Annotated in this window: 27 protein-coding genes; 18 read left to right on the top strand and 9 right to left on the bottom strand. The window is 68.6% G+C overall.

The genetic code is table 11. The features are described from left to right. Window positions 1-83 precede the first annotated feature (83 nt). From pstS to pstB, 4 genes are all read left to right on the top strand, one after another. Window positions 84-1208 (top strand): phosphate ABC transporter substrate-binding protein PstS, encoded by a 1125-nt coding sequence (gene pstS / locus ACZ4Z4_RS12190; RefSeq protein ID WP_468325943.1) that lies wholly within the window; start codon window positions 84-86, stop codon window positions 1206-1208. A 113-nt stretch (window positions 1209-1321) separates the two neighbouring features. After that, window positions 1322-2344: a phosphate ABC transporter permease subunit PstC gene (gene pstC / locus ACZ4Z4_RS12185; RefSeq protein WP_468325940.1), complete on the top strand. Its 1023-nt coding sequence runs from the start codon at window positions 1322-1324 to the stop codon at window positions 2342-2344. Further along, window positions 2341-3414: a phosphate ABC transporter permease PstA gene (gene pstA, locus ACZ4Z4_RS12180; RefSeq protein WP_468325937.1), complete on the top strand. Its 1074-nt coding sequence runs from the start codon at window positions 2341-2343 to the stop codon at window positions 3412-3414. Before pstC ends, pstA begins: the two co-directional genes overlap by 4 nt. A gap of 53 nt (window positions 3415-3467) precedes the next feature. Continuing rightward, a complete protein-coding gene (pstB, locus tag ACZ4Z4_RS12175) occupies window positions 3468-4244 on the top strand; it encodes a phosphate ABC transporter ATP-binding protein PstB (RefSeq protein ID WP_468325934.1) in 777 nt (258 codons plus the stop codon). A gap of 105 nt (window positions 4245-4349) precedes the next feature. On the opposite strand, the gene ACZ4Z4_RS12170 is transcribed toward pstB, so the two are convergent. Both ACZ4Z4_RS12170 and ACZ4Z4_RS12165 read right to left on the bottom strand, forming a co-directional pair. Next, a complete protein-coding gene (locus tag ACZ4Z4_RS12170; protein ID WP_468325931.1) occupies window positions 4350-5348 on the bottom strand; it encodes an inorganic phosphate transporter in 999 nt (332 codons plus the stop codon). Window positions 5349-5357: 9 nt separating this feature from the next. Beyond that, entirely contained in the window at window positions 5358-5978 is a 621-nt protein-coding gene (locus tag ACZ4Z4_RS12165; protein ID WP_030784908.1) for a DUF47 domain-containing protein, read from the bottom strand. Window positions 5979-6172: 194 nt separating this feature from the next. Between ACZ4Z4_RS12165 and ACZ4Z4_RS12160 the strand changes: the two genes are divergently transcribed. Beyond that, complete coding sequence (locus tag ACZ4Z4_RS12160) at window positions 6173-6532, top strand: metal-sensitive transcriptional regulator (protein ID WP_468325928.1); 360 nt, start codon at window positions 6173-6175, stop codon at window positions 6530-6532. Window positions 6533-6588: 56 nt separating this feature from the next. Here ACZ4Z4_RS12160 and ACZ4Z4_RS12155 read toward each other — a convergent pair whose 3' ends face one another. Both ACZ4Z4_RS12155 and ACZ4Z4_RS12150 read right to left on the bottom strand, forming a co-directional pair. Next, window positions 6589-6783, bottom strand: coding sequence for a hypothetical protein (locus ACZ4Z4_RS12155; RefSeq protein WP_468325925.1), 195 nt, complete (start codon window positions 6781-6783; stop codon window positions 6589-6591). Between the two features lie 90 nt (window positions 6784-6873). After that, the gene (locus ACZ4Z4_RS12150) at window positions 6874-7692 is read right to left on the bottom strand and encodes an SCO4651 family lipoprotein (RefSeq protein ID WP_468325921.1); all 819 of its coding nucleotides are present in this window, start codon (window positions 7690-7692) and stop codon (window positions 6874-6876) included. Between the two features lie 102 nt (window positions 7693-7794). Between ACZ4Z4_RS12150 and ACZ4Z4_RS12145 the strand changes: the two genes are divergently transcribed. After that, complete coding sequence (locus ACZ4Z4_RS12145) at window positions 7795-7950, top strand: hypothetical protein (protein ID WP_468325918.1); 156 nt, start codon at window positions 7795-7797, stop codon at window positions 7948-7950. A 90-nt stretch (window positions 7951-8040) separates the two neighbouring features. Then, window positions 8041-9639 (top strand): FAD-binding oxidoreductase, encoded by a 1599-nt coding sequence (locus ACZ4Z4_RS12140; protein WP_468325915.1) that lies wholly within the window; start codon window positions 8041-8043, stop codon window positions 9637-9639. A gap of 39 nt (window positions 9640-9678) precedes the next feature. Here ACZ4Z4_RS12140 and ACZ4Z4_RS12135 read toward each other — a convergent pair whose 3' ends face one another. After that, complete coding sequence (locus ACZ4Z4_RS12135) at window positions 9679-10395, bottom strand: phosphatase PAP2 family protein (RefSeq protein ID WP_468325912.1); 717 nt, start codon at window positions 10393-10395, stop codon at window positions 9679-9681. Between the two features lie 246 nt (window positions 10396-10641). Beyond that, entirely contained in the window at window positions 10642-11652 is a 1011-nt protein-coding gene (locus ACZ4Z4_RS12130) for an NlpC/P60 family protein (protein ID WP_468325909.1), read from the bottom strand. A 226-nt stretch (window positions 11653-11878) separates the two neighbouring features. Here ACZ4Z4_RS12130 and ACZ4Z4_RS12125 point away from each other — a divergent pair, with 226 nt between their 5' ends. The 7 genes from ACZ4Z4_RS12125 (at window position 11879) to ACZ4Z4_RS12095 (ending at window position 17230) form a co-directional block, all read left to right on the top strand. Next, complete coding sequence (locus tag ACZ4Z4_RS12125) at window positions 11879-12538, top strand: hypothetical protein (protein ID WP_468325906.1); 660 nt, start codon at window positions 11879-11881, stop codon at window positions 12536-12538. 107 nt (window positions 12539-12645) lie between these two features. Next, window positions 12646-13584, top strand: coding sequence for a hypothetical protein (locus ACZ4Z4_RS12120; RefSeq protein WP_468325903.1), 939 nt, complete (start codon window positions 12646-12648; stop codon window positions 13582-13584). Window positions 13585-13622: 38 nt separating this feature from the next. Further along, complete coding sequence (locus ACZ4Z4_RS12115; protein WP_398302716.1) at window positions 13623-13946, top strand: hypothetical protein; 324 nt, start codon at window positions 13623-13625, stop codon at window positions 13944-13946. A gap of 1 nt (window position 13947) precedes the next feature. Next, on the top strand, window positions 13948-15201 hold the full coding sequence (locus ACZ4Z4_RS12110; RefSeq protein WP_468325901.1) for a putative T7SS-secreted protein: 1254 nt from the start codon (window positions 13948-13950) through the stop codon (window positions 15199-15201). A gap of 70 nt (window positions 15202-15271) precedes the next feature. After that, complete coding sequence (locus tag ACZ4Z4_RS12105; protein ID WP_468325898.1) at window positions 15272-16195, top strand: hypothetical protein; 924 nt, start codon at window positions 15272-15274, stop codon at window positions 16193-16195. Between the two features lie 34 nt (window positions 16196-16229). Then, window positions 16230-16976: a hypothetical protein gene (locus ACZ4Z4_RS12100; RefSeq protein ID WP_468325895.1), complete on the top strand. Its 747-nt coding sequence runs from the start codon at window positions 16230-16232 to the stop codon at window positions 16974-16976. Then, window positions 16973-17230 carry a DUF397 domain-containing protein gene (locus ACZ4Z4_RS12095; protein ID WP_468325892.1) on the top strand — a complete coding sequence of 86 codons (258 nt, stop codon included), beginning with the start codon at window positions 16973-16975 and terminating at the stop codon, window positions 17228-17230. Before ACZ4Z4_RS12100 ends, ACZ4Z4_RS12095 begins: the two co-directional genes overlap by 4 nt. 36 nt (window positions 17231-17266) lie before the next feature. Here the strand turns inward: ACZ4Z4_RS12095 and ACZ4Z4_RS12090 are convergent, their stop codons facing one another. Next, complete coding sequence (locus tag ACZ4Z4_RS12090; protein ID WP_468325890.1) at window positions 17267-17749, bottom strand: GNAT family N-acetyltransferase; 483 nt, start codon at window positions 17747-17749, stop codon at window positions 17267-17269. 143 nt (window positions 17750-17892) lie between these two features. On the opposite strand from ACZ4Z4_RS12090, the gene ACZ4Z4_RS12085 reads away from it, so the two are divergent. Next, on the top strand, window positions 17893-18567 hold the full coding sequence (locus ACZ4Z4_RS12085; protein WP_468325888.1) for a hypothetical protein: 675 nt from the start codon (window positions 17893-17895) through the stop codon (window positions 18565-18567). A gap of 42 nt (window positions 18568-18609) precedes the next feature. Here ACZ4Z4_RS12085 and ACZ4Z4_RS12080 read toward each other — a convergent pair whose 3' ends face one another. Beyond that, window positions 18610-19092, bottom strand: a complete 483-nt coding sequence (locus tag ACZ4Z4_RS12080) for a hypothetical protein (protein ID WP_468325885.1) — start codon at window positions 19090-19092, stop codon at window positions 18610-18612. A gap of 503 nt (window positions 19093-19595) precedes the next feature. On the opposite strand from ACZ4Z4_RS12080, the gene ACZ4Z4_RS12075 reads away from it, so the two are divergent. Beyond that, on the top strand, window positions 19596-20273 hold the full coding sequence (locus tag ACZ4Z4_RS12075; RefSeq protein ID WP_468325883.1) for a DUF4232 domain-containing protein: 678 nt from the start codon (window positions 19596-19598) through the stop codon (window positions 20271-20273). Window positions 20274-20334: 61 nt separating this feature from the next. Here ACZ4Z4_RS12075 and ACZ4Z4_RS12070 read toward each other — a convergent pair whose 3' ends face one another. Continuing rightward, on the bottom strand, window positions 20335-20979 hold the full coding sequence (locus ACZ4Z4_RS12070) for an NADPH-dependent F420 reductase (RefSeq protein ID WP_468325881.1): 645 nt from the start codon (window positions 20977-20979) through the stop codon (window positions 20335-20337). Between the two features lie 179 nt (window positions 20980-21158). On the opposite strand from ACZ4Z4_RS12070, the gene ACZ4Z4_RS12065 reads away from it, so the two are divergent. Further along, the gene (locus ACZ4Z4_RS12065; protein WP_468325878.1) at window positions 21159-21485 is read left to right on the top strand and encodes a hypothetical protein; all 327 of its coding nucleotides are present in this window, start codon (window positions 21159-21161) and stop codon (window positions 21483-21485) included. Beyond that, window positions 21482-22711, top strand: coding sequence for a putative T7SS-secreted protein (locus ACZ4Z4_RS12060; RefSeq protein WP_468325876.1), 1230 nt, complete (start codon window positions 21482-21484; stop codon window positions 22709-22711). Before ACZ4Z4_RS12065 ends, ACZ4Z4_RS12060 begins: the two co-directional genes overlap by 4 nt. Window positions 22712-22717 lie beyond the last annotated feature (6 nt).

Genomic DNA, 22717 nt, shown 5'->3' with positions numbered 1-22717 from the left:
CTAATTTCGGCCTTACAACACGACGCAAGTCATCGCACGCCGCCAGCAAAGGGTCGGCGGCTCCCGGAAGGAAGACCCGAAAAGTGAAGCTTCAGCGCAAGAACCGGCTCCGCGCCCTCTCTCTCGGCGCCCTCGCCGTCTCCGGCGCCCTGGCCCTCACGGCGTGCGGCTCCGACGACACGGGCTCGGGCGACGGCGGCAAGGAGACGAACGCCAACGCCAACATCAAGTGCGACGACGCCAAGGGCCAGCTCGCGGCCTCCGGCTCGTCCGCGCAGAAGAACGCGATCGACGCCTGGCGGAAGGTCTACACGTCCAACTGCAAGGACGTGCAGCTGAACTACAACCCGACGGGCTCGGGCGCCGGCATCACCGCGTTCACGCAGGGCCAGACCGCGTTCGCCGGTTCCGACTCGGCGCTGAAGCCCGAAGAGGTCGAGAAGTCGAAGAAGGTCTGCGAGGGCAGCCAGGCCATCAACCTGCCCATGGTGGGCGGCCCGATCGCCATCGGTTACAACGTCCCCGGCGTCGACAACCTGGTCCTGGACGCCAAGACCCTGGCCGACATCTTCAACAACAAGATCAAGAACTGGGACGACAAGGCGATCGAGAAGCTCAACCCCGACGCCAAGCTCCCCAGCACCAAGATCCAGGCCTTCCACCGCTCCGACGAGTCCGGCACCACGGACAACTTCACCAAGTACCTGAAGGGCGCCGCCCCGAGCGCCTGGCCGTACGAGCCGGGCAAGTCGTGGGAGCCCAAGGGTGGCCAGTCCGCGAACGGCTCCGCCGGTGTCGCGGGCCAGGTCAAGCAGACCGCGGGCGCCATCTCGTACTTCGAGCTCTCGTACGCCGGTGAGGGCGTCAAGACCGTCGACCTGAAGACCGCGGCCAAGGAGCCGGTGAAGGCCACCGTCGACAACGCCTCCAAGGCCATCGCCGAGGCGAAGATCGTCGGTGAGGGCAAGGACCTCGCGCTGGAGCTGAACTACAAGCCGACCGCCGAGGGCGCCTACCCGATCACCCTGGTGACGTACGAGATCGTCTGCGAGAAGGGCAACAAGGCCGACACGCTCGCCGCCACCAAGTCCTTCCTGACCTACATCGCCAGCGAGGACGGCCAGAACGTCCTCAAGGAGAACGACTACGCGCCGATCCCGGCCGAGATCATCTCCAAGGTCCGCGCCACCGTCGCGGGCCTGAGCTAGCTGAACCGAGTGCGGCCGGCCCCGCAAGGCCGGGCCGGCCGCACCGTCCGGTGCACCGCCGCCACGGAGCGCCTGCGACACCCGCACGGCGCCTCCGCAGACCGGAGAACCCCATGGACATACCAAGCAATACGACCGCACCCCCGCCCGTCGACGACGCGCAGCCGACGGCCCCGGTGAGCAAGGCAGCCGCCCGCGGCGCCACCCGCCCCGGTGACAAGATCTTCCTCGGCCTCTCCCGGGGCTCCGGGATCGTGCTCCTCCTGATCATGGCCGCCATCGCGGCGTTCCTCACGTACCGCACGGTCCTCGCCCTCTCCGACAACACGGGCAACTTCCTCACCACCTTCGAGTGGGACCCGGCCGGCATCAGCACCGGGGGCAAGCCGTACTTCGGCATCGCCGTCCTGGTCTTCGGCACCGTGGTGAGCTCGATCATCGCCCTCGCGATCGCCGTCCCCGTCGCCATCGGCATCGCGCTCTTCATCTCGCACTACGCGCCGCGCAGGCTCGCCTCCCCCATCGCCTACGTGATCGACCTGCTGGCCGCCGTGCCCTCGATCGTGTACGGCCTGTGGGGCGCCCTCGTGGTCGCGCCCAACCTGACCGGCCTCTACAGCTGGCTCGACGACTACTTCGGCTGGACCGGCGTCTTCGAGTACGAGGGCGGCGCCCCGCGCTCCCTGATGACCGTCGGCATCCTCCTCGCGATCATGATCCTGCCGATCATCACCAACGTGAGCCGCGAGGTCTTCCTCCAGGTCCCGAAGATGCACGAGGAGGCCGCGCTGGCCCTCGGCGCCACGCGCTGGGAGGTCATCCGCATGTCGGTGCTGCCCTTCGGCCGCTCCGGCATCATCTCCGCCTCGATGCTGGGCCTCGGCCGCGCGCTCGGCGAGACCATCGCCGTCGCCACCGTGCTCTCCCCGAACTTCCTCATCAACGCGTCCGTGCTCGACTACGGCGGCGGCACCTTCGCGCAGAACATCGCCAGCAAGTTCAACGAGGCCAGTGAGTACGGCCAGGACGCGCTCATCGCCTCCGGCCTCGTCCTCTTCGTCATCACCCTGCTGGTCAACGGCGCGGCCCGCCTGATCATCGCGCGCCGCAAGGAGTACTCGGGGGCCAACGCATGAGCACCACGACACCCACCCCGCCCGCGCCGCTCGCCAAGCGGCCGTCCACCCTCAAGGCCGCGTCGCTGCCCCGCTGGTCGCCGCTGGCCGTCGCCGCGGGCTCGGCCGCCGTCGCCGTCGGCATCGGTCTCGCCGCCGGCCTGGAGAGCCGCATCCAGTGGGGCCTGATCGCCGCCGTCCTCTTCATCGTCGGGTCGTACGCCCTCGCGGTGGCCGTCGAGGGCAGCCGACAGGCCAGGGACCGCCTCGCCACCTCGATGGTGTGGGTCATGTTCCTGCTCGCCGTCGTCCCGCTGGCCTCGCTGATCTACGAGACCGCGAAGCGCGGCATCAAGGTCTTCGACGTCTACTTCCTGACGCACTCCATGGGCGTCGTCGCCGACGAGGAGACCGGCGGCGGCATCTACCACGCGATCATCGGCAGCCTCCAGCAGGTGCTCCTGGCCTCCGTGATCGCCGTGCCGATCGGCCTGCTCACCGCGGTCTACCTCGTCGAGTACGGACGCGGGAAGCTCGCCAAGACCGTCACGTTCTTCGTGGACGTCATGACCGGCATCCCCTCGATCGTCGCGGGCCTCTTCGTCCTCAGCTTCTGGATCCTGATCCTCGGCTTCGACTTCTCCGGCTGGGCCGGCGCCATGGCGCTCGCCATCCTGATGATGCCGGTGATCGTGCGCTCCACCGAGGAGATGCTCAAGCTCGTCCCGAACGAGCTGCGCGAGGCCTCGCTCGCCCTCGGTGTGCCGAAGTGGCGGACCATCCTCAAGGTCGTCCTGCCCACCGCGATCGGCGGCATCACCACGGGCGTCATGCTCTCGGTGGCCCGCATCGCCGGTGAGACCGCGCCGGTCCTGCTGCTGGTCTGGGTGACCCCCATGATCAACACGAACCCGTTCGACGGGGCGCAGGGCTCGCTGCCGCTGTACATCTACCAGCAGTACGCGGCGGGCACCGACGCGTCGTACGACCGCGCCTGGGCCGCGGCCCTCGCCCTCATCGGCTTCATCATGATCCTCAACCTGGCGGCCCGCGGCGTAGCCCGCTGGAAGGCCCCGAAGACGGGCCGCTGAGCGGCCATATCAGCGACCTTTCTCGCAGAACTCCGAAAGAAGCAGTGATCCCCATGGCCAAGCGAATCGACGTATCGGGCCTGACCGCCTACTACGGCTCCCACAAGGCGATCGACGACATCTCGATGACCGTGGAGCCCCGCTCCGTGACGGCCTTCATCGGCCCGTCCGGCTGCGGCAAGTCCACGTTCCTGCGCACCCTGAACCGTATGCACGAGGTCACCCCCGGCGGCCGCGTCGAGGGCAAGGTGCTCCTGGACGACGAGGACCTGTACGGCAGCGGTGTCGACCCGGTGAACGTGCGCCGCACGGTCGGCATGGTCTTCCAGCGCCCGAACCCGTTCCCCACGATGTCGATCTTCGACAACGTCGCGGCGGGCCTGAAGCTCAACGGCTCGTACAAGAAGAGCGAGCTGAACGACGTCGTCGAGAAGTCCCTCAAGGGCGCGAACCTCTGGAACGAGGTCAAGGACCGCCTCAACAAGCCGGGCTCCGGCCTCTCCGGCGGCCAGCAGCAGCGGCTGTGCATCGCGCGCGCCATCGCCGTCGAGCCGGACGTCCTGCTCATGGACGAGCCCTGCTCGGCCCTCGACCCGATCTCGACCCTCGCCATCGAGGACCTGATCGGCGAGCTGAAGGAGCGCTTCACGATCGTCATCGTGACGCACAACATGCAGCAGGCGGCCCGTGTCTCGGACCGCACCGCGTTCTTCAACCTGGCCGCCGTCGGCCAGCCCGGCAAGCTCATCGAGATCGACGACACGGAGCGGATCTTCTCCAACCCGTCGGTCCAGGCCACCGAGGACTACATCTCGGGCCGCTTCGGCTGAGCCCCCCCGACTCCCCGCGGTGCTGCATGGCGGTGCCACCGCAGGGACAACAAGAAAGGCCCGCCCCTGGCTCCCGGGGGCGGGCCTTTCCTCCATCTCTTCGAGCTACAAGAACGCCAGGTTCACGATCCAGAAGCTGGCCGCCGCCACCAAGGCAGCCGCAGGCATCGTGATGAACCAGCCCAGGATGATGTTCTTGGCAACACCCCACCGCACCGCGTTCACCCGCTTCGTCGCACCCACACCCATGATCGCGGAGGTGATGACGTGCGTCGTCGAGATCGGCGCGTGGAACATGAACGCCGTCGTGAACATGATGCCCGCGCCGGTCGTCTCTGCGGCGAAGCCCTGCGGCGGGTCCAGTTCGATGATCTTGCGGCCGAGGGTCCGCATGATGCGCCAGCCGCCCGCGTACGTACCGGCGGAGAGCATCAGCGCACAGGCGACCTTGACCCAGATCGGGATGGGCGCGTCCGCGCTCTGCACGTCGGAGATGACGAGCGCCATCACGACGATGCCCATCGTCTTCTGCGCGTCCTGAAGACCGTGGCCGAGGGCCATGCCGGCCGCCGACACCGTCTGCGCGATGCGGAAGCCGCGCTTGGCCTTGTGCGGGTTGGACTTGCGGAACATCCACATGATGGCGCACATCACCAGATAACCGGCGACGAGGCCGACCACCGGCGACAGGAACATCGGGATGACGATCTTGTCGACGACCCCGGACCAGATGACGCCGATCCCGCCGGCGAGCGCGGCGCCCACCATGCCGCCGAAGAGCGCGTGCGACGAGGAGGAGGGCAGTCCGAAGTACCAGGTGATGAGGTTCCACACGATCGCGCCGATCAGGGCCGCGAAGAGGATCCACATCCCCTTGTCGCCGTGCGGGGTCTCGATGATCCCCTCACTGACGGTCTTGGCGACGCCGCTGCCGAGGAAGGCACCGGCGAGGTTCATCACCGCGGCCATGGCGAGCGCCGCGCGGGGCGTCAGCGCACGGGTGGAGACGGAGGTGGCGATGGCGTTCGCGGAGTCGTGAAAGCCGTTCGTATACGTGAAACCGAGCGCGACGCCGATCGTCACGATCAGAGCAAAGGTGTCCATGGCGGGGCCTCAGGACTCCTTGACCGCGATGGTCTCCACAGTGTTCGCCACGTGCTCGAAGGCGTCGGCGGCCTCTTCGAGGACGTCGACGATCTGCTTGAGCTTCAGCACCTCGATGGCGTCGTACTTGCCGTTGAAGAGCTGCGCGAGGAGCTTGCGGTGGATCTGGTCGGCCTGGTTCTCCAGACGGTTGACCTCGATCCAGTACTCGGTGAGGTTCTCCATGGTCCGCAGGTTCGGCATGGCCTCCGCGGTGAGCTCGGCGGCCCGCGAGAGAACCTCGATCTGCTGCTCGACGCCCTTGGGGAGCTCCTCGACCTGGTAAAGGACGACCAGGTCGACGGCCTCCTCCATGAAGTCCATGATGTCGTCCAGGGACGACGCGAGGTTGTAGATGTCCTCGCGGTCGAACGGCGTGATGAACGAGGAGTTCAGCTGGTGGAAGATCGCATGCGTCGCGTCGTCTCCCGCGTGTTCCGCGGCCCGCATACGCTCTGCGATCTCGGCTCGCGCGGAAGAGTCCGCTCCGAGCAGTTCCATGAGGAGCTTCGAGCCCGTGACGATGTTGTCCGCGGATGCGGCGAACATGTCGTAGAAGCTCGTCTCCCTGGGGGTCAGACGAAAGCGCACGTGGGGTCCTCGGGGTGCTTTGGATGCGGTCAGGCTGATGCTAGGCGCATCATCCGGCCACGGCTAACCGGCCGCCCCCCAGTGTCGCCCATCAGGCACAGTGATCAGCACACCCCCCGGGAAATCAGCTATCATATACCCACCGGGGGTATACGGATCGGGTATGTGGATCCACCGAACAGGAGGAGGACGCGATGACGACCACCGAGGCGGCCGACGCGGCCGTGCCCACCCCGGGGGCGCCCGAAGCGCCCTCCGACCACGACCACGGAGTGCACGGGTACCACAAGCAGAAGGACGAGCACCTCAAGCGCCTGCGCCGCATCGAGGGCCAGATCCGCGGCCTCCAGCGCATGGTCGAGGAGGACGTCTACTGCATCGACATACTCACGCAGGTCTCGGCGAGCACCAAGGCCCTCCAGTCCTTCGCGCTCCAGCTCCTGGAGGAGCACCTGCGGCACTGCGTCGCCGACGCGGCGGTCAAGGGCGGCCAGGAGATCGACGCGAAGGTCGAAGAGGCCACGAAGGCGATCGCCCGCATGCTGCGCACATGAGGCGGCCCGGCATCGGCAGCCGCGGCCACTGCCGCTGAGGGCCCCGGACGGGACCCTCAGCGGCGGTCGTCACCGGAGGCCCGGCCGGCCTCCCGCACGTCGGTGACCTTCAGGACCTCGTCGATCCGGTCGAAGCTCAGGCGCTCGGCCGCCGCGCTCGCCGCGATGATGAGTTCGCCGCACAGTTCGATCTCGGCGAGGGCGACGTGGTCCTGAACCGCCGTACCGCCACGCGTCGGAGCCACGTTCATCACCTCTTCCTGATGCCGACTTCCCAGGGTAGGGAGCGGTGCACGGACCGCGCATGGCACGGACGGACCATTTCCACCAGTAGTACGCGACTACTGCCCGGCAATCTTCCCGGCGAAGATGTCCTTGTCGGCCGGAAGTCGTACCTTCGCGGGCACCCCGAAGTCGAAGAGCAGTGTGGTCGACGCCACGTTCGCCTCGGCCACGGTGAACTGCTGCCGCAGCTTCCGCACCCGCCCGCGGTCGTCGAGATAGACGTCGAAGGGGACGCCCCCCTTGCTGAACCCTTTCGCCGCCGCGACCCCCAGCGCACCGCGCTGACCTGCGGAGGCGGCCCGCGCCGCGGTCCGCAGGTCCGCGACACCGCGGTAGTGCCGCACCTCCGTCCCACCGACGCGCTCCTGCCCCACGAACCCCACCTTGCGCGCCCCGCGCAGCAGTTCCGCCGCCGCGAGGGGGTCCGTGGCACCGCCGGTGACGAGGTTGCCGTCGGAGAGCGAACGTGTCTCGATCCGCACCCACTTGTCCGCGGGCACCCCGGCCCCGCGGTTCTTCATGTAGAGCGCGCCCGCGGTCATCAGCTCGGTGATCGGCCGGTGCTCGTCGGCCCCCGCGGGATCGGGCGGCAGCACCACCTCGAACCGCCCGAGCTGCCGCCGGAAGTCGTAGACGCCCGTGCCGCGGATGGTGACGCGCGTACCGCCGCTGGCCATCTCCATGGACGTGTTCGCCTTCGCGCTGCCCGCCGCGACCAGCGCGTCGGCGGACCGCCGCACCACGTCGCCGGGGTCACCCGCGGCGCTGCCGTCGGCCGCGGCGCCGAGGTCCGAACACCCGGCGGTGACGGCCATCAGTCCCATCACGGCGACCACGGCGGCCGCTCCGCCCGTGCGCCTGTGCCGCAGCACCATCGCCTGTGTACCCCCAAGCGTTTCCGCGCCTGACCGTTCCCCCGTCGTTGTCGATAACGACCAGTTCGTTGACCCGTCACGCGAGGTCGGTACGGTGACCGCGTGGCCGATCAGCAAGACCCCGCACCCCACCGCACGACGACGGTCGAGAAGGGGAGGTTCGTCGCGGCGCACTGCACCTGCGGCTGGCGCGGCCCGGCCCGGCGGGCCCGCAGCAAGGCGCGCACGGACGGAGCCGAACACGAGGCGTCCCCCTGACAGCCCCTGCCACGGCCACGACGGCCCTGCGCACGGAACCCCGGCGCCCCGCACACCGTCTCGTTCTCCGGGAAACAACGGGAGGGCGACATGGAACGGCGTACGTTCATCGGGACGACGGCGGCCGCGCTGGCCGCCGCCACGGTCGCGGGCTGCACCGGCGGCCAGGACGGCGGGACGGGAGGCACCGTGTCACGCAGCGGCAGCGCTGACGCCGCCGGCGGCGCCGGCAACTCCGGTGGCACGCCCATCAGGACGTCCAGCGCCGCGGCCTCCTCCCCCGCCACCCTCAAGGCGCTCGCCCGCGACCTGGACGGCACCCTCGTCAGGCCCGGCGAGGCCAAGTGGGCGGCGGCCCGCCAGCTGTACAACACCCGCTACGACGACCTGAGGCCCACCGCGGTGGCGTACGTCGCGCACCCCGACGACATCCGCACCGCCCTCGCGTACGCCCGCACGCACCGCACCCCCGTCGCGATACGCAACGGCGGCCACTCGTACGCGGGTTGGTCCTCCGGCAACGGCCGGCTGATCATCGACGTGTCGAAGCTGAGCAGGATCCGGGCGAGCGGCCGCACGGCCACCATCGGCGGGGGCGCCAAGCTCATCGACGTCTACCGCTCGCTCGCCGCGAAGGGCGTCACCATACCGGCGGGCTCCTGCCCGACCGTCGGCATCTCCGGGCTCGCCCTCGGCGGCGGCCACGGCGTCGTCTCCCGGGCGTACGGCCTGACCTGCGACAGCCTCACCTCCGCGAAGATCGTCACGGCGGACGGCAAGGAGCTCACGGTCTCCGCGTCCGAGCACAAGGACCTGTTCTGGGCGCTGCGCGGCGCGGGCAACGGCAACTTCGGCATCGTCACCGAGCTCGGCTTCCGCACGCACGCCGCGCCCCAGGGCGTCTCCGCGTATCTGACCTGGCCCTGGTCGAAGGCGTCGGCGGTCGTCAAGGCCTGGCAGGCGTGGGCCCCAGGCCAGCCGGACGAGATCTGGTCGTCCCTCCACCTGGCGAACACCCCCGGCGGCACCCCGACCGTCTCCGTCGCCTGCTTCTCCCTCGGGACGTACGGCGAGCTTCAGAACGCCGTCGACCGCCTCGCCGACAAGGTCGGCGCCCCCGCGCGCAGCGTCTCCCTCAAGCGGCGTACGTACGAGGAGGCGATGGAGGTGTACGCGGGCTGCTCGTCCTTCGCGTCGGACGCCCAGTGCCACCTGCCCGGCGCGACGCCGGGCCGCAGCCCGCGGGGCGCCCTCAAGCGTGAGACGTACGCGGCGAGTTCCGACTTCTTCGACCGCTCCCTGTCGGCGGCGGGCATCCGCACACTGCTCTCCCAGATCGAGAACGTGACGGGCGCGAGCGCGGGCAGCATCGCGCTCACCGCGCTCGGCGGCGCCATCAACCGCGTCGACCCGACGGCGACGGCCTTCGTGCACCGCCGCTCGCGGATGCTGGCGCAGTACATCGCGTCGTGGCGCGCGGGCACCTCCGGTTCACCCGCCCGGTCGTGGCTGAAAAAGGCGCACGGGGCGATGGGGCGGTACGCGTCCGGGGCGGCGTACCAGAACTACACGGACCCGACGCTGACGAACTGGCGCGAGGCGTACTACGGGGACGCGGCGCCGCGCCTGAAGAAGCTGAAGAAGCAGTACGACCCGGGGAGGTTCTTCGACTTCCCGCAGGCGCTGTAGGCACCCTCACTGGCGACCCGCTCCGCACGGGGGTGAGCGCTACGCGGCGAGATCCCGCTCGTCCGGGTCCGCCGAGGCGGCGCCCGACGGCGACGCCGTCCCGTTCAGCGGGGCGACGGGGCCGACTTTCCGGTCCCACACCAGCCGGCCCACGCGCCCGGACGACCGCCCGATCACCTTGGTGAGCGGTGTGAGCAGGGCCATGGCGAGCGGCGAGAGGAGCAGGGTGACGGCGGTGCCGAGCGCGAAGCCGCCGACGACGTCCGTCGGATAGTGCACGCCCATGAAGACGCGGCAGAAGCCTTCGAGGGCGGCGAGGCCGAGGCCGACGAGCCCGAACTTCCGGTTGGCGACGAAGAGTCCGGCGCCGATGGCCATGGCGAGGGTGGCGTGGTCGCTGACGAAGGAGTAGTCGTTCTTGCCGTCGACGAGGAGCTCGATGCCGCGGTGGTCGCGGAACGGGCGAGGCCGCTCCACGAAGCTGCGGATGGGGACGTTGACCAGGACGGCGATGCCGGCGGCGAGCGGCGCCCAGACGACGGCGGCGACGGACGAGGCGGCCTCGTCGAGCGTGCCGCGCCTGCGCTGGCCCCACCAGCACCACACGACGAGGAGGACGAGGGCGAGCAACAAGCCGTACTCCCCGACGAACGCCAGGGCGCTGTCGAACCAGGACGGGGTGTCCTTCGTGAGGCCGTTGATGTCGTAGAGCAGGCTGACATCGGGGTTCGACCCGGTTTCATCGAGTCCAGCCATGGCGCTGTGGCCCCTTGTCTCTAGCCCATGGGCACACCTTCCCGTGCACCCTCTCCATCAACCCCCGTTGTCGGTCCAGTCAAGGGAACGCCCGCTCCCCTGTCCTACGTTCCACCCTCCACCGAAAGATCACTCAGACGTTACCGAAGAGAGATACATCGCCGCAGCTCAGGGGAGTGTTTTAACGGAGGGTTCAAGCCACATCACGCCATGCGCACGCGCCCGCGCACCCCCGCGCGGAGCGCCTCAGGCCGCCGACCGCTTGGCCGGCACGGCCTCGGCGCCGTCCTCGGTGACACGAGTCGCGCCAAAATAGTCCGGGGTGTCGATGGGGTCGAACCGGATCACCGCGCCCGGCCGCGGGGCGTTGATCATGTACCCCCCGCCGACGTAGATCCCGACGTGCCGGATGGCACGGGAATTGGTGAGGTCGTCGGAGAAGAAGACGAGGTCGCCGGGGAGCAGTTCGCTCCGCTTGGGGTGCGGTCCGGCGTTGTACTGGTCATTGGCGACGCGGGGCAGGGTGATGTCGACGGAGCGGTAGGCGGCGAGGGTGAGGCCGGAGCAGTCGAAGCGGCCGCCCTGGTCGGCGGTGCCGTTGCCGCCCCACAGGTACGGGGTGCCGAGCTTCTTCTGCGCGTAGTAGATGGCGCCCGCGGCCTGCCGCGAGGGCTCGACGCGGCCCACGGGCCGGGCGAAGCTCTTCGACAGGTCGGTGATGGTCTTCACGTAGTTCTGGGTCTCGCGGTAGGGCGGGACCCCGCCGTACTTGATGACGGCGTACGCCCCCGCGTTGTAAGCGGCGAGCATGTTCTTGGTCGGATCCCCGGGGGCGTCCTTCACATACTTCGCGAGCTTGCAGTCGTACGAGGCGGCGGACGGGATGGCGTCCTGCGGGTCCCAGACGTCCCGGTCCCCGTCCTTGTCCCCGTCGAGCCCGTGCGCGGCCCAGGTGCCGGGGATGAACTGCGCTATCCCGTGCGCGTTGGCCGGACTCTTGGCCCGCGGGTTGAACCCGCTCTCCTGATACAGCTGCGCGGCGAGCAGCGCGGGGTTGATGGCCTTGCAGAGGTTGCCCCACTTCTGCACGAGGGGCTGATAGGTGGCGGGCACGGCCCCCTTGGCGAGCCCGACGGACCCGCCTCCTCCGCCCCCCGCGATGCTGCCGGCCGCCATGTACGTCCCGAAGACGAGCAGCGCGACGAAACTGAGGGCCCCACCGACCCCGACGGACGCGACCAGCCACGTCTTACGCACCGTCAACCACCCCTCGCCCGCCGGTAGTCCACCGGCGCTCAGTGTAGAGGCCGCGTACGACATCGAGAGGGGTCACCGCACGATCACCGCACATCGGAGAAGGATCACTGGCAGCCGTTATGGCCCCATATGGCGCGCCATTCGACGAACCTCCCATTGGAGCCGTCCAGCACTCCATCGATAGCTTGGTTCACTCCAGCGAACCCTCCCCCCTCAGGAGCCGACCGTGAACCGCCGCCCCGCCCTGCTCGCAGCCGCCGCCCTGACCACGGCAGCGGCCCTGACGCTCTCCGCCTGCGGAGGAGGCGACGGAGAGTCCAAGGACAACGAGAAGATCGCGGGCGCGGACTCGGGCACGCAGAGAGACAAATCCCCGTCCCCGAAGGCGTCGGACGACGGCATCGACCGCCCGGAGATCAAGCTCCCGAAGGACGTGAAGAACGTCTTCGAGGGGGGCAAGACCGGTGATCCCAAGAAGGATGCGGTGCTTGCGGACAATGAGCGGTGGGTCGACTCCCTGATCGAAGCGGTGACGGTCGAGGCGGAGGACCACCCAGCGCTGAAGTTCTATGCGGCGGGCGACGCGCTGATCTCCTCGGCTGAGTACGTCCGGGGGTTCCAGAAGAAGAACCGGAGCTTCGTCGGGACCACGCGGTACTACGACCGCAAGGTCACCTTCCTCAAGGACGGCGTGGCAGCGGTGACGTACTGCCAGGACGGGACCAAGACGTATCCCAAGGATCTGAAGACCGGCAAGGTGGACCGGTCGATCCAGGGCTCCGCGAGCGATTACACCTTCTTCAATACGCGCGTTCAGAAGAACGACAAGGGTGTCTGGCAGACGGATTCCGTCACGTCGACCGCGGGGGCGAAGAAGTGCATGTGATCGGTCTGCGGGCGTCCACCTGTTGGGCCGCTCCTGTCATTGCAGTGGCCGTGGCCCTGGCTCCCGGAGCCGCTTATGCCGGCGGCGGCGTCTCGGGAGGGGATGACGTGGCCAACGTGGGCAGCGAGCAGCAGTCCCAGGGCACCCGCCAAGGAAAGAACCTCGGCATCCAGACGAGGATCCAGACAAGGGTCGAGGGCAGCCCTCAGTCCGCGAAGACCGGCACGCTGACCCCAGCCAACAGCAACTGGGACCCGCCGGCCTGCTGGTACGAACCCGCGTACACGCCGAAGCAGATCGAAGCCACGGTCAAGACGATCCGGAAGTTCAAGGTCTGGGGCATCGGCGACCTCGTCGGCGGGATTTTCGACTCGTACTTCAAGGACGGCAAGCCGTACAAGGACTACAACCTCGACAAGCAGGGCGAGGGGAAGTTCTGGGCGGCAGCCGTCGACGACAAGCGCAAGGACGAACCAGAGGCCAAGGCCTGTAACCGGATGCCGTTCTGGGTGAAGGACGGGGAGACCCCGAAGGAACCGCTCGCGGTGACTCCGAAGATCCTCGCCGAGTACGCGTACGGCCAGCTCCCCGTCCCGGACACCGAGGTCGAGATGGCGCCCGAGGGTGAGACGAAGGTCAACCTGCCCACGTGGGCGTGGCTGGACAAGGCCAGGTTCAAGGAGATCTCGGTCACCGCGACCCTGCCCGGGACGGGCCTCTCCGCGACGACGACCGCCAAGCCGGTCTCCCTGAAGATCGAGCCGGGCACGTCGGACGCCGAGACGTACCCCTCCTCCGGCGAGTGCCCGATCGAGGGCGGCCGCATCGGCACGCCCCGGGCGAAGGGCACCCCGGCGGACACGGACCCGCCGTGCGGAGTGCGGTACCTGCGGTCGTCACGCGACGGTTCGTACGAGCTGAAGGCCACCCTCACCTGGGAGGTCAGCTGGACGAGCACGAACGGCCAGGGCGGCGGCCTGCCCCCCGGCGAGTTCGGCACGACGCAGGACGTCGTCGTACGCGAGATCCAATCCGTCAACCGCTGACCGCGCCACGACCACGCACAGAAGGCTGGAACGACACCATGAGCGACCTCCGTCTCGACGGAACGGTCTTCGAGAGCCTCAAGAAGACGTTTTCCTCCGTCAGCGACCGCATGGACGCCGCACGCCGGACTCTCAAGAACACCGACGGTTCGGTCGTCGGCACGGGCAAACTCGCCGAGGACGTCCAGGAATTCGCCGACGAATGGGGCTACGGCGTCAAGCAGCTCGGCAAGCACACCCAGGGTGCCGTCAAAATGATCGACAAGATCGACGAGGAGTTCAGCAAACTGGACCAAGCCCTCGCCGAATCACTCAAGACGGCGAAGAAGAAGTCCGCGGAGAAGAGGGGCGGGGGCCACTGACGTGGGAACCAAGCGACCTGCGTTCCCCCACATAGGCTGGGACCCCACGCCGGGTGACGTCGAGGACACCCGTGAGCTCGCGAAGAAGCTGGGCGGACTGGCGACGGAACTCGGCACCGCGGTCCGGGACCTGGAGCGGATCGAGTGCGGGGCGTGGAAAGGCAAGGCGGCGCTCGCCTTCACCGAGTACATAGGTGAGGACGTCACCCCGCTCATCCGCAAGAGCCACCAATCATTCGACAAGGCGTCGCGCGCCCTGCACCGCTGGGCGCGGGAACTCCAGGAATTCCAGAACGAGGCCGACCGTCTGGAGAAGAAGGCCGGCGACAAACTGGACGCCCGCTCCGAGGCGAAGCCCGACAGCAAGGAGGCCGCAAAGGCGTCGGGCGACGTCGACGGGGTCATCGGCGACGTCCACGACCTGGAGGACCGCTACAGCAAAGCCGCCGACGCGATCAGCAAGGAGCTCGACAAGGCGGGTGACATCGCCCCGGACGAGCCGGGCTTCTGGGACAAGCTCACCAAGGGCGTCAAGGAGGCGTGGGACGCCACGGGGAAGTGGCTCAAGGACCACGCCGACCTGATCAAACTCATCGGCGACCTCCTGAGCGACCTGACGGCGGTCCTGGGCCTCCTCGCCATCGTCACGCTCCCGTTCCCGCCCTTGGCCGCGGTCTTCGGCACGGCGGCACTCATCACGAGCGGGCTCGCGCTGGGGGCGCACGGGCTGGCGAAGATGGGCGGGGCGGATGTGAGTTGGGCGCAGATGGGGCTGGACGCGGTGGGGCTCATGCCGGGGATCGGGATGTTCGGGAAGGGGGTCAAGGTTGTCGGTAAGGGCAAGGCGGCAACCATGGCCACCAACCTCGGCAAAGGGTTCAATTACACCAAAATTGGCGACGCGAAAATCCTCATGGCGTTCGGGAAGAACTCGCGTGGGCTCACGGGCGGCATCGGTATGCCGGGCCTGGTGAAGATCGGCGGCCAGTCCAGCGAAGTCTACGAGGTCGCACACGCCACCAGTGGGCTCGCGTCCCGCATGGGCGGCCTCGCCGCCGCGGGATATCACGAAGGCCAATGGGTCGGTTCCAAGGGGCTGAACCTGCTCCCCAAGGTGAACATCGACCCCATGGGCGCCGGTATCGCCATAGATGCGGGGCTCAAGATTTTCCCCAAGGTGACAAGCATCCACCAGCACGTGGGCGAAGCGCTCTTCCCCGGCGACCAATTCGCGCAGTCGGCAGCCGGTGGCTGAGAGCGCCAAGTGACAGAGTGAACGTCGGGCAACGGAGCCTGAGCCGCCGCAGAGGAAGAGCCATACGAACATGGACATCTGGCAGCCCGAACCGGGTGAGACACTTCTCGCTCGCGCACCGGTCACCTTTGCCACGGGTGCGGCCACGCGCGTCAAGGGAATGCGTTGGTTCCGCGACACCGAGCGCAACGACATCCAGAACGATCTGGCCGGCTGGCCGGCAGGCCCCGTGTACACGGCCCGATCGGGCAGCGCATCGCTGGCACGCAAAGCCGGAAAGGGCGGGATGCTGGCCCTGGGTGGCGCCATCATGGCTGTGCTCAGCGCTGCCGGGGGCAATCTCAGTGGGAGCGCCTTCGACGATGCCGGATCGGACACTCCGGACGAGCCCGCTGATGAAGTCGAGGACTTCCCCGTCATGTGGGCCGCCCCGGGCACTCTCGCCCGTACTCTGCCCTGGCAACTGGACCCCGGGCGTTCGAACGACGAGCACTACCGCACCCACGCCATCGTCACCGACCGTCGCTTGGTCATCGTCGGCCTCCCCTTCTACAAGAAGGACCTCGCCCGTATCGAGGACGAGGTTCTCTGGGAAACCCCCCGTTCCACCATCGGCAAAGTCGAGCCGCGCGATTTCAAAGACGGCTGGGACGTGAAGTTGTCCTTCACCGACGGCTCATGGTGCAGGTTGAGCACCCTGAATTCGCCGACCCGGAGCAAACTCACTCGATACCTGATCTCTCCTCTTGACCTGATCCCACTGGAATCACTGGCCCCGGCACAACGGGATGCCGTCGATCATTTCCTCGCCACCGCTCGCGCGCCGGACCTGTCAGAACCCTTTGTCACACGCCGACCGTGCGGGCACTACCGCGCCGAGGCCCTTGTGCCGAGCGAGCTCAGCGCGTTCTCCGGTGCCAATAGTCGCGACCTGAGCATGAACGCCGACGGCACCGAGTTGGACTACGCCGCATACCACCCCGAAGACTTCTGACCCTGCCCACGCACCCGGACCTGGACACTCCCCCATGACCTCCCCCACCAGCCTTCCCACGCCGTCGGCCGACCCGCTCGACCCCCCACCCCTCTGGTTCAACATCCCCGAGGGCTTCCACGCCCTCCCCCTCGCCGCAACGCCGGAGGAGCGCACCGAACGCGCCCACGAGTTCGTACGCGGCCTCTACTCCCGGGGCGACGACCGCATCTGGGAACCCGCCGCCCCGTACTACGCGGGCCTGGCCGAACTCATGGCGGCGACCGGCGTCTCGTACTCGGCGATGGGGCTCTTCTCCACGGCGGAGGACGCAGAAGAAGCGGAGCCCTCCGCCGGCGTCGCCCAGTGCGCGTTCACCGTCGCGGCCGTCCCGACCGACCAGGCACCGGGCGACACCGAAACCGTCGCCCAGGGCATCCTGGCCACCCTCTCCAGCACCCCGCACAACGACGCCCGCTGGCTGGACCTGCCCTGCGGCCCCGCCGTCTCCTGCGTCACCCTGACCGAGTACAAGCTGAACCCCGAGATCACGGCGACCGGCGAGCCGACGGATCTCCTCACCGGACAGATACAGGTCCATGTCCCGTTCCCCACGGGCCCGTTCACCGCCGTCTTCACGCTCCACACCGCGTCCACGGACTACTGGACCGAGTTCTGCAACATCATGACGGCGATCCTCCGGACGGTCTCCTTCACCGAGCCGCTCGAGGACGACAACGCACCGGAACCCGCCCCGGACCCAGCCCCGGAGCCCGACCCCACCCAGAGAAGCGGAAAATGACCGAGACCCCCCGCCCCGAAATCCCCGCCGACCTCGACTGGGTCCGCGCCGCCCCCGAGGACGAGCCGGGCCCCGGCCCCTGGATCGAGATCGCCTTCGGCGAGGACGACGCGGTCTACCTCCGTGAGACGAGCGACCCCGACAACGTCGTCACGACCACGCAGAAGAAGTGGGACGCCTTCGTGCTCGGGGTACAGGCGGGCGAGTTCGACCACTTCGTGGAGGGAGTGGAAGGGGCGGAGGGAGCGGAGTGAGTCGAAGGTGGACAGGCGTCGCGGACGGCTCCTGAGTCAGCGGCCCTGTACCAGCGACATCTCCCCGACCACCTGATCCCCGCTCATCTCCCCCGTCAGCCGGAACCCGAGCCCCAGATAGAACCCCTCGGGCCCGCCTTCCCCCTGCGCCCACGTCACCGTCACCACCGACTCCCCCCGCCGCCGCAACTCCTCACACACACTCTCCACGGCGAACCGCCCGTACCCCCGCCCCTGCCGCCCCGCCGCCACGTTCAACCGCCAGAGCCCGGAGCGGCGGCGGTCGCCGGGGATCTCAGGGTTGAACTGGACCCCGAAGAACGCCATCACGAAACCCACCAACTCCTCCCCGTCGAAGATGAGTCGCGGCCAGGCGACATCCGGCGAGGCGTAGGCCTCGGCGAGCGACTTGACCACCGGGGAGACGAACCGCTCCTGGTCGGGGCGGACGCTGAGCCCGATCGCGGTCTCGACGTTGTCGCGCGTGATCTTCTCCAGGCGGAGACGGGTCTCTGTCATCCGGGCACTCTAAGCTCCGCCCGGCGGCCACCCAGTCACCATCCAGCCACCCCCACCGCTCAGCCACCACCCCACCGCTCAGCCACCCAGGCTCGCCGAAATCCGCTGGCCACCCCCCGCACAGCCGCTGCTACCGTCCCGCCATGCCCGAGACCGTAGACCCACCCGCCCCCACCCTCGCCCCCGTCACCGCCGCAGACGTCACCACCGCCGTACGCCTGGCCGTCTCCACCCTCCGGGCCGCACCCGCCGACGCCGACTGGAGCGCCGGGGCGGGCGGACTCGACTGGGACTGCTGGGAGACCGCCGAGCACCTCGCGGACGACCTCTTCGCGTACGCCGTCCAACTCGGCCCGCAGCAGCCTCCACTGGACACCGAGGTGCCCTTCCTCTGGTACCGCCGCAGGGACGGCGGCCCCGCCAACGTCACCTTCGCCGACCGCGATGCGGGCGTCGCGGGCCTGCTACAGGTCGTGGAGGCGTGCGGCGCCCTCCTCACCGGCATGGTCGCCACCACACCGCCGACGGTCCGCGCCCACCACTGCTGGGGCGTCTCCGACCCGGAGGGCTTCGCCGCGATGGGCATCGTGGAGACACTGGTCCACACGTACGACATCACGGGCGGTCTCGGCAGCCGCGACGCCTGGAACCCGCCCGCGGACCTCTGCGCCCGCGTCCTGAACCGCCTCTTCCCGGACGCCCCGACGGACACGGAGCCGTGGCCCACCCTCCTGTGGGCGACAGGCCGCGGCGACCTGCCGGACCGCCCCCGCCCGACCAAGTGGCGCTGGTACGGCGCCCCGAAGGGCGAACGCTGAGAAGCCCCGCCCCCCCTCGCCCCCTCCCCTCCCTCCCCGTCGCTAGCCGACGAATTCGTCCGTCAGCACGCACCCCTCCACCAGCGCCGGAGCCGTGGAGACATCCCCGGTCGGCTGGAAGTTCGGGTTGCAGTTGAGGATCAGCAGGCCCGACGCCGACAGGTCACGGATCGTCCGTTCGCCGGGCGCGATCACGGCGAAGTCCTTGCCGATCGCGAAACCGCCCTTGATGGCGGCGAGGTCGTTGGTCTTCATGCGCGCGGCGACGTCCGCCTTGTAGGCGGTCTGGAACTTCCTCATGTCGCTCGTCTTGAAGACGCGGATGTACCCGCGCGCCCCGTCGTCGCACGTCCCGCGGAACTGCACGCCCCACGTCTCGTCGAAATTCTCGTCCATGGGGTAGTAGCGCTCGTCCGACGGGTCGATGCTGTAGCGCTCGCAGGTGGTGAAGCGCTGCACGTACTCGCCCGCCGCCATGACCATGCCGGCCTCCGGCATGTTGTCGAGCATCATCTTCTGCCGCACGCCGGGACCGCCGCTGGCGCCGCCGTTACGACCGGGGTTGGCATCGCCGCCCGTATCGCTTGGGGACCCCGGCGAGCCCGATGAGCCAGCAGTACGCGAGGAGCCGGAAGACCCGGAAGAGCCGGAAGGTCCGGAAGATCCGGAAGACTCCGACGCACCGCCCCCTTTCGCCCCGCTCCCACCGTCCTCTTCCTCGCACCCGGAGACCGACAGAGCGAGTGCGCCGACCGCGACCACGGCGGTGAGCATACGAAGAGGTGCGCGCAGGGTCATGTTCATGATCGTAGCGTCCCATGGCACCGTTCCAGGGAACGGGCGTTTCCGCAGGTCAGAGGTGGCGGGAGTGTTCCAGCGTCCCTGATCGTCCGGCGCTCCTTGCCCCGCCCCGACGGCCCCCGCTTCGCTGTTCACCAGGCCGGACACCACGGCCTCGTACGACAGACGACACACCTCACATCACACCTCGCGCCACACCTCCACACCACACCTCACGGGGAACCCTCATGAAGCACACCCACGCCACCAAGACGCTCCTCGCCGGCCTCGCGCTGATCAGCACCCTCGGCCTGAGCGCGTGCAACGGCGACGACACCGCCGGTTCGGACCCGGCGCCCGCGGACTCCGCGTCCAGCGCCTCGGCGGGCGGTGGCTCGGACCAGGGCACCGGAGGCAGCTCGTCCGGCAACAGTGGTGCAGACGCCGCCACCGGCACCGGCACCGACTCCGGCTCCGGCGAGAACGGCCAGGCCGGTATCTGCCGCAGCGACGAGCTGGAGGTGTCCGCCGTCGACAACTCCACCGACAAGACGGAGGGTGTCGTCACCGTCGTGTTCAAGAACGGCGGCGGCCGCGACTGCACCCTCAACGGTTACGCGGGCGTCGACCTGAAGACGTCCTCGGGCGACACGCTGTCCGTGAACCGCAACGGCGAGAAGGCCACCCCCGCGGTCATCAAGGACGGCGAATCCGCCGCCTTCAACATCACGTTCCCGGTCAACAACAGCGGCGGTTCCGGCGTACGCATCTCCAAGATCCTGGTGACGCCGCCGAACGAGACGAAGACCGTCACCATCGCATGGCCCGCAGGTTCCCTCCCGGTGGCCAACCCCGACGCCCCCTCCGGTGGCGCGAAGCTCGCCATCGGCCCGGTCGGCAAGGTCAGCGACTCCCCGGCGGGCTGACCCGCCCCATCAGACATCCGCCCCGGCCGGCCAGCTCGACCAGCCCCCCCCCCCCGCCGCTCTACTGCCCGCCTCGCCGCTGCCGCGGTACGACCCTGATCCCGAAGTCGTACGACCCGATCGCCTGAGCCACGCCCATGAACAACGGCGCGAAGTGCTCCTGCCCGCGCGCGGTCTCGATGCCTCCCAGGTCCAACTGGGAGGCGTCGGGCCATCCCAGGTCGGCGAGGAGCCCCTTCGTGACCGTCTTGGCGGCGGCGTCGTCGCCCGAGAGGAAGATCGTGGCGGGCCCCTCCAGGCTTTCCGGCGCCGTCATCACGACGGCGTCCACCGTGGCGAGCGTCTTGACCACCCGCACCTCCGGGAACGCCGCCTGAATCTCCTCGCCGAGGCTGTGGTTGGAGTGCGTGAGGTTCCCGTCCTCGGTGAGTCCGACGCCGATGTCGACGAGCACCTTCCCGGCGAGATCGGCCGCGTCGACCGTCCTCAATACGTCCACGGACGCGGCGCCGGGCGTGGCGTTGACGACCACCTCCCCATGCGCACCCGCCTCGGCGACCCCGACGAGCGTGAACCCCTTCAGCTCATCCGCTTCCCGCCGCTCCTTCGGGGAGCGCGATCCCAGTACGACGTCGTGCCCGGCCTTGCTCCAGCCCGCTGCCAACGCCCGGGCGACATTGCCGGTCCCTATAAGTCCGATTCTCATGACGAGGACGCTAAGCGCCCCCGCCCGGCGAGGGAATCGGTCCTGGGCTCTACTCCGCCTGGACCCACAGACCTAGTCCGAATCCCACCGAACCCCCACCCCACGCCTCGCGCTACCGCCACGATGGACACCGAGCGCGAACGACTTCATCAGGCGACCGATCGAAGGCGGGGACAGCGATGGCCGAGAAGCTCAGAATCGACGCGGTCGAGCTCGAACAGTTCATGAAGCTGCTCGACGGGTCCGTCACGTCCTTGAAGGGCCTGCGCAGCGCCCTGGCCGGCGCGACGGTCGGCGGGCTGGGGACTGACGAACTCGACAAGGCGTGCGAGGACTTCCAAGAGGACTGGAAGTACGGCGCGGAGCAGATCGGCGAGCAGACGGAGGACCTCTCCAAAATCATCGAGCAGAACAAGAACGCCTTCATGGAAGTCGAAGAGGCGCTGACGAAAGCCATGAAGAAGGCCGGTAAGACCAAGGACGACACGGTGGAGATCCCGAAGTGACAGGCGCCGCCCGCTACCCGGACCTCGGCTTCGACCCCGCCCCCGGCGACTGCGACACCGTGAAGGACCTGTACAAGAAGCTGGACGGCTGCGTCACCGTGCTCCGTGACACCCGCAAGGTGGTCACGAAGCTGATGGACGGCAGTTACTGGGAAGGCGACGCGGCCGTAGCCTTCCGCGAGACGATCGACGAGGGGCCGCTTTCCCTCAACCTCAAGAACGCCGCACGCTCCATCGAAAAGGCCGCCAAGCAACTGGAGCGCTGGGAGCGCGACCTCGACGACTTCCAGCGCCGGGCGCGGGAGCTGAACGGGCAGGCCAAGGACGCCCGAGAGGCGCTGAGGGCCGCGAAGGGACACGCCGATTCCGTCGGCGACGATCCTGACCTGGACAAGAAGGGCAAGAAGCAGGACGACGCGAAGAAGGCCCTGAAACTCGCCGACGGAAAGGTCGAGGACGCGCAGGCGGAGCTCGACCGGATTCTGGGCAGGGCGCGGGGTCTACAGAGCGAGCACGCGGAGCGGTCGAAGTACCGCGCGGAAAAGATCCGCGACGCGACGGACAAGCTGGCGCCGCACGAGCCGGGTTGGTTCGAGAAGGCGTGTGAGTGGGTCAAGGAGAATCTGCCGGATATTCTCAGCGCCATCGCGGGAGTCCTCGCGCTGGCGGCGATCATCGCCACCGGCCCGCTGGGGCTCGGGGTGGCGGCCGCGCTGATGCTGGCGGCTTCGGCTACGAGTGGGGTGGCGCTCGGTCTTCGAGTGACGGACCCAGTCGTGTGGGCCTCACTGAAAGACGGCTTCACCAAGGGCGAGTTCGACGCCGACTTCTTCGGTAATGTCGTTTCGGTCGGAGCCGACGCCGCAGGAATGGTGCCTGGGCTGGGGGCCGTCGTCAAGGGTGGCCGCACTGCCACTCAGGCGGTGATGGCTGGAACCGGGGCCATGACCCTGGGACAGAAATTGGCCACCTATGGCACACACACCCTGGACGCGGGCAAGGAAATCACCCAGCTGGGCAACCCACTGGTCAGCGCAGTGGTTACCAGCGAGACAGCAGCTGCGAACGTGGCTGTCACGTCGGGAGCCATGGGCATCATGACTGCCGGCTACGGGCTCCTCGACGACGACGAAAAGAGGTCCGAGGCATCGACCAAGGTCGATGGCGGACGTCTCCTTCTCGACTTGCCGGGCATTCCCTCCCTCGCACGTTTCGCCTTCTCTTAACCCCCC

The organism is Streptomyces sp. NPDC030245 (assembly GCF_055572995.1).
This window is presented reverse-complemented; position numbering and strand designations above follow the sequence as displayed.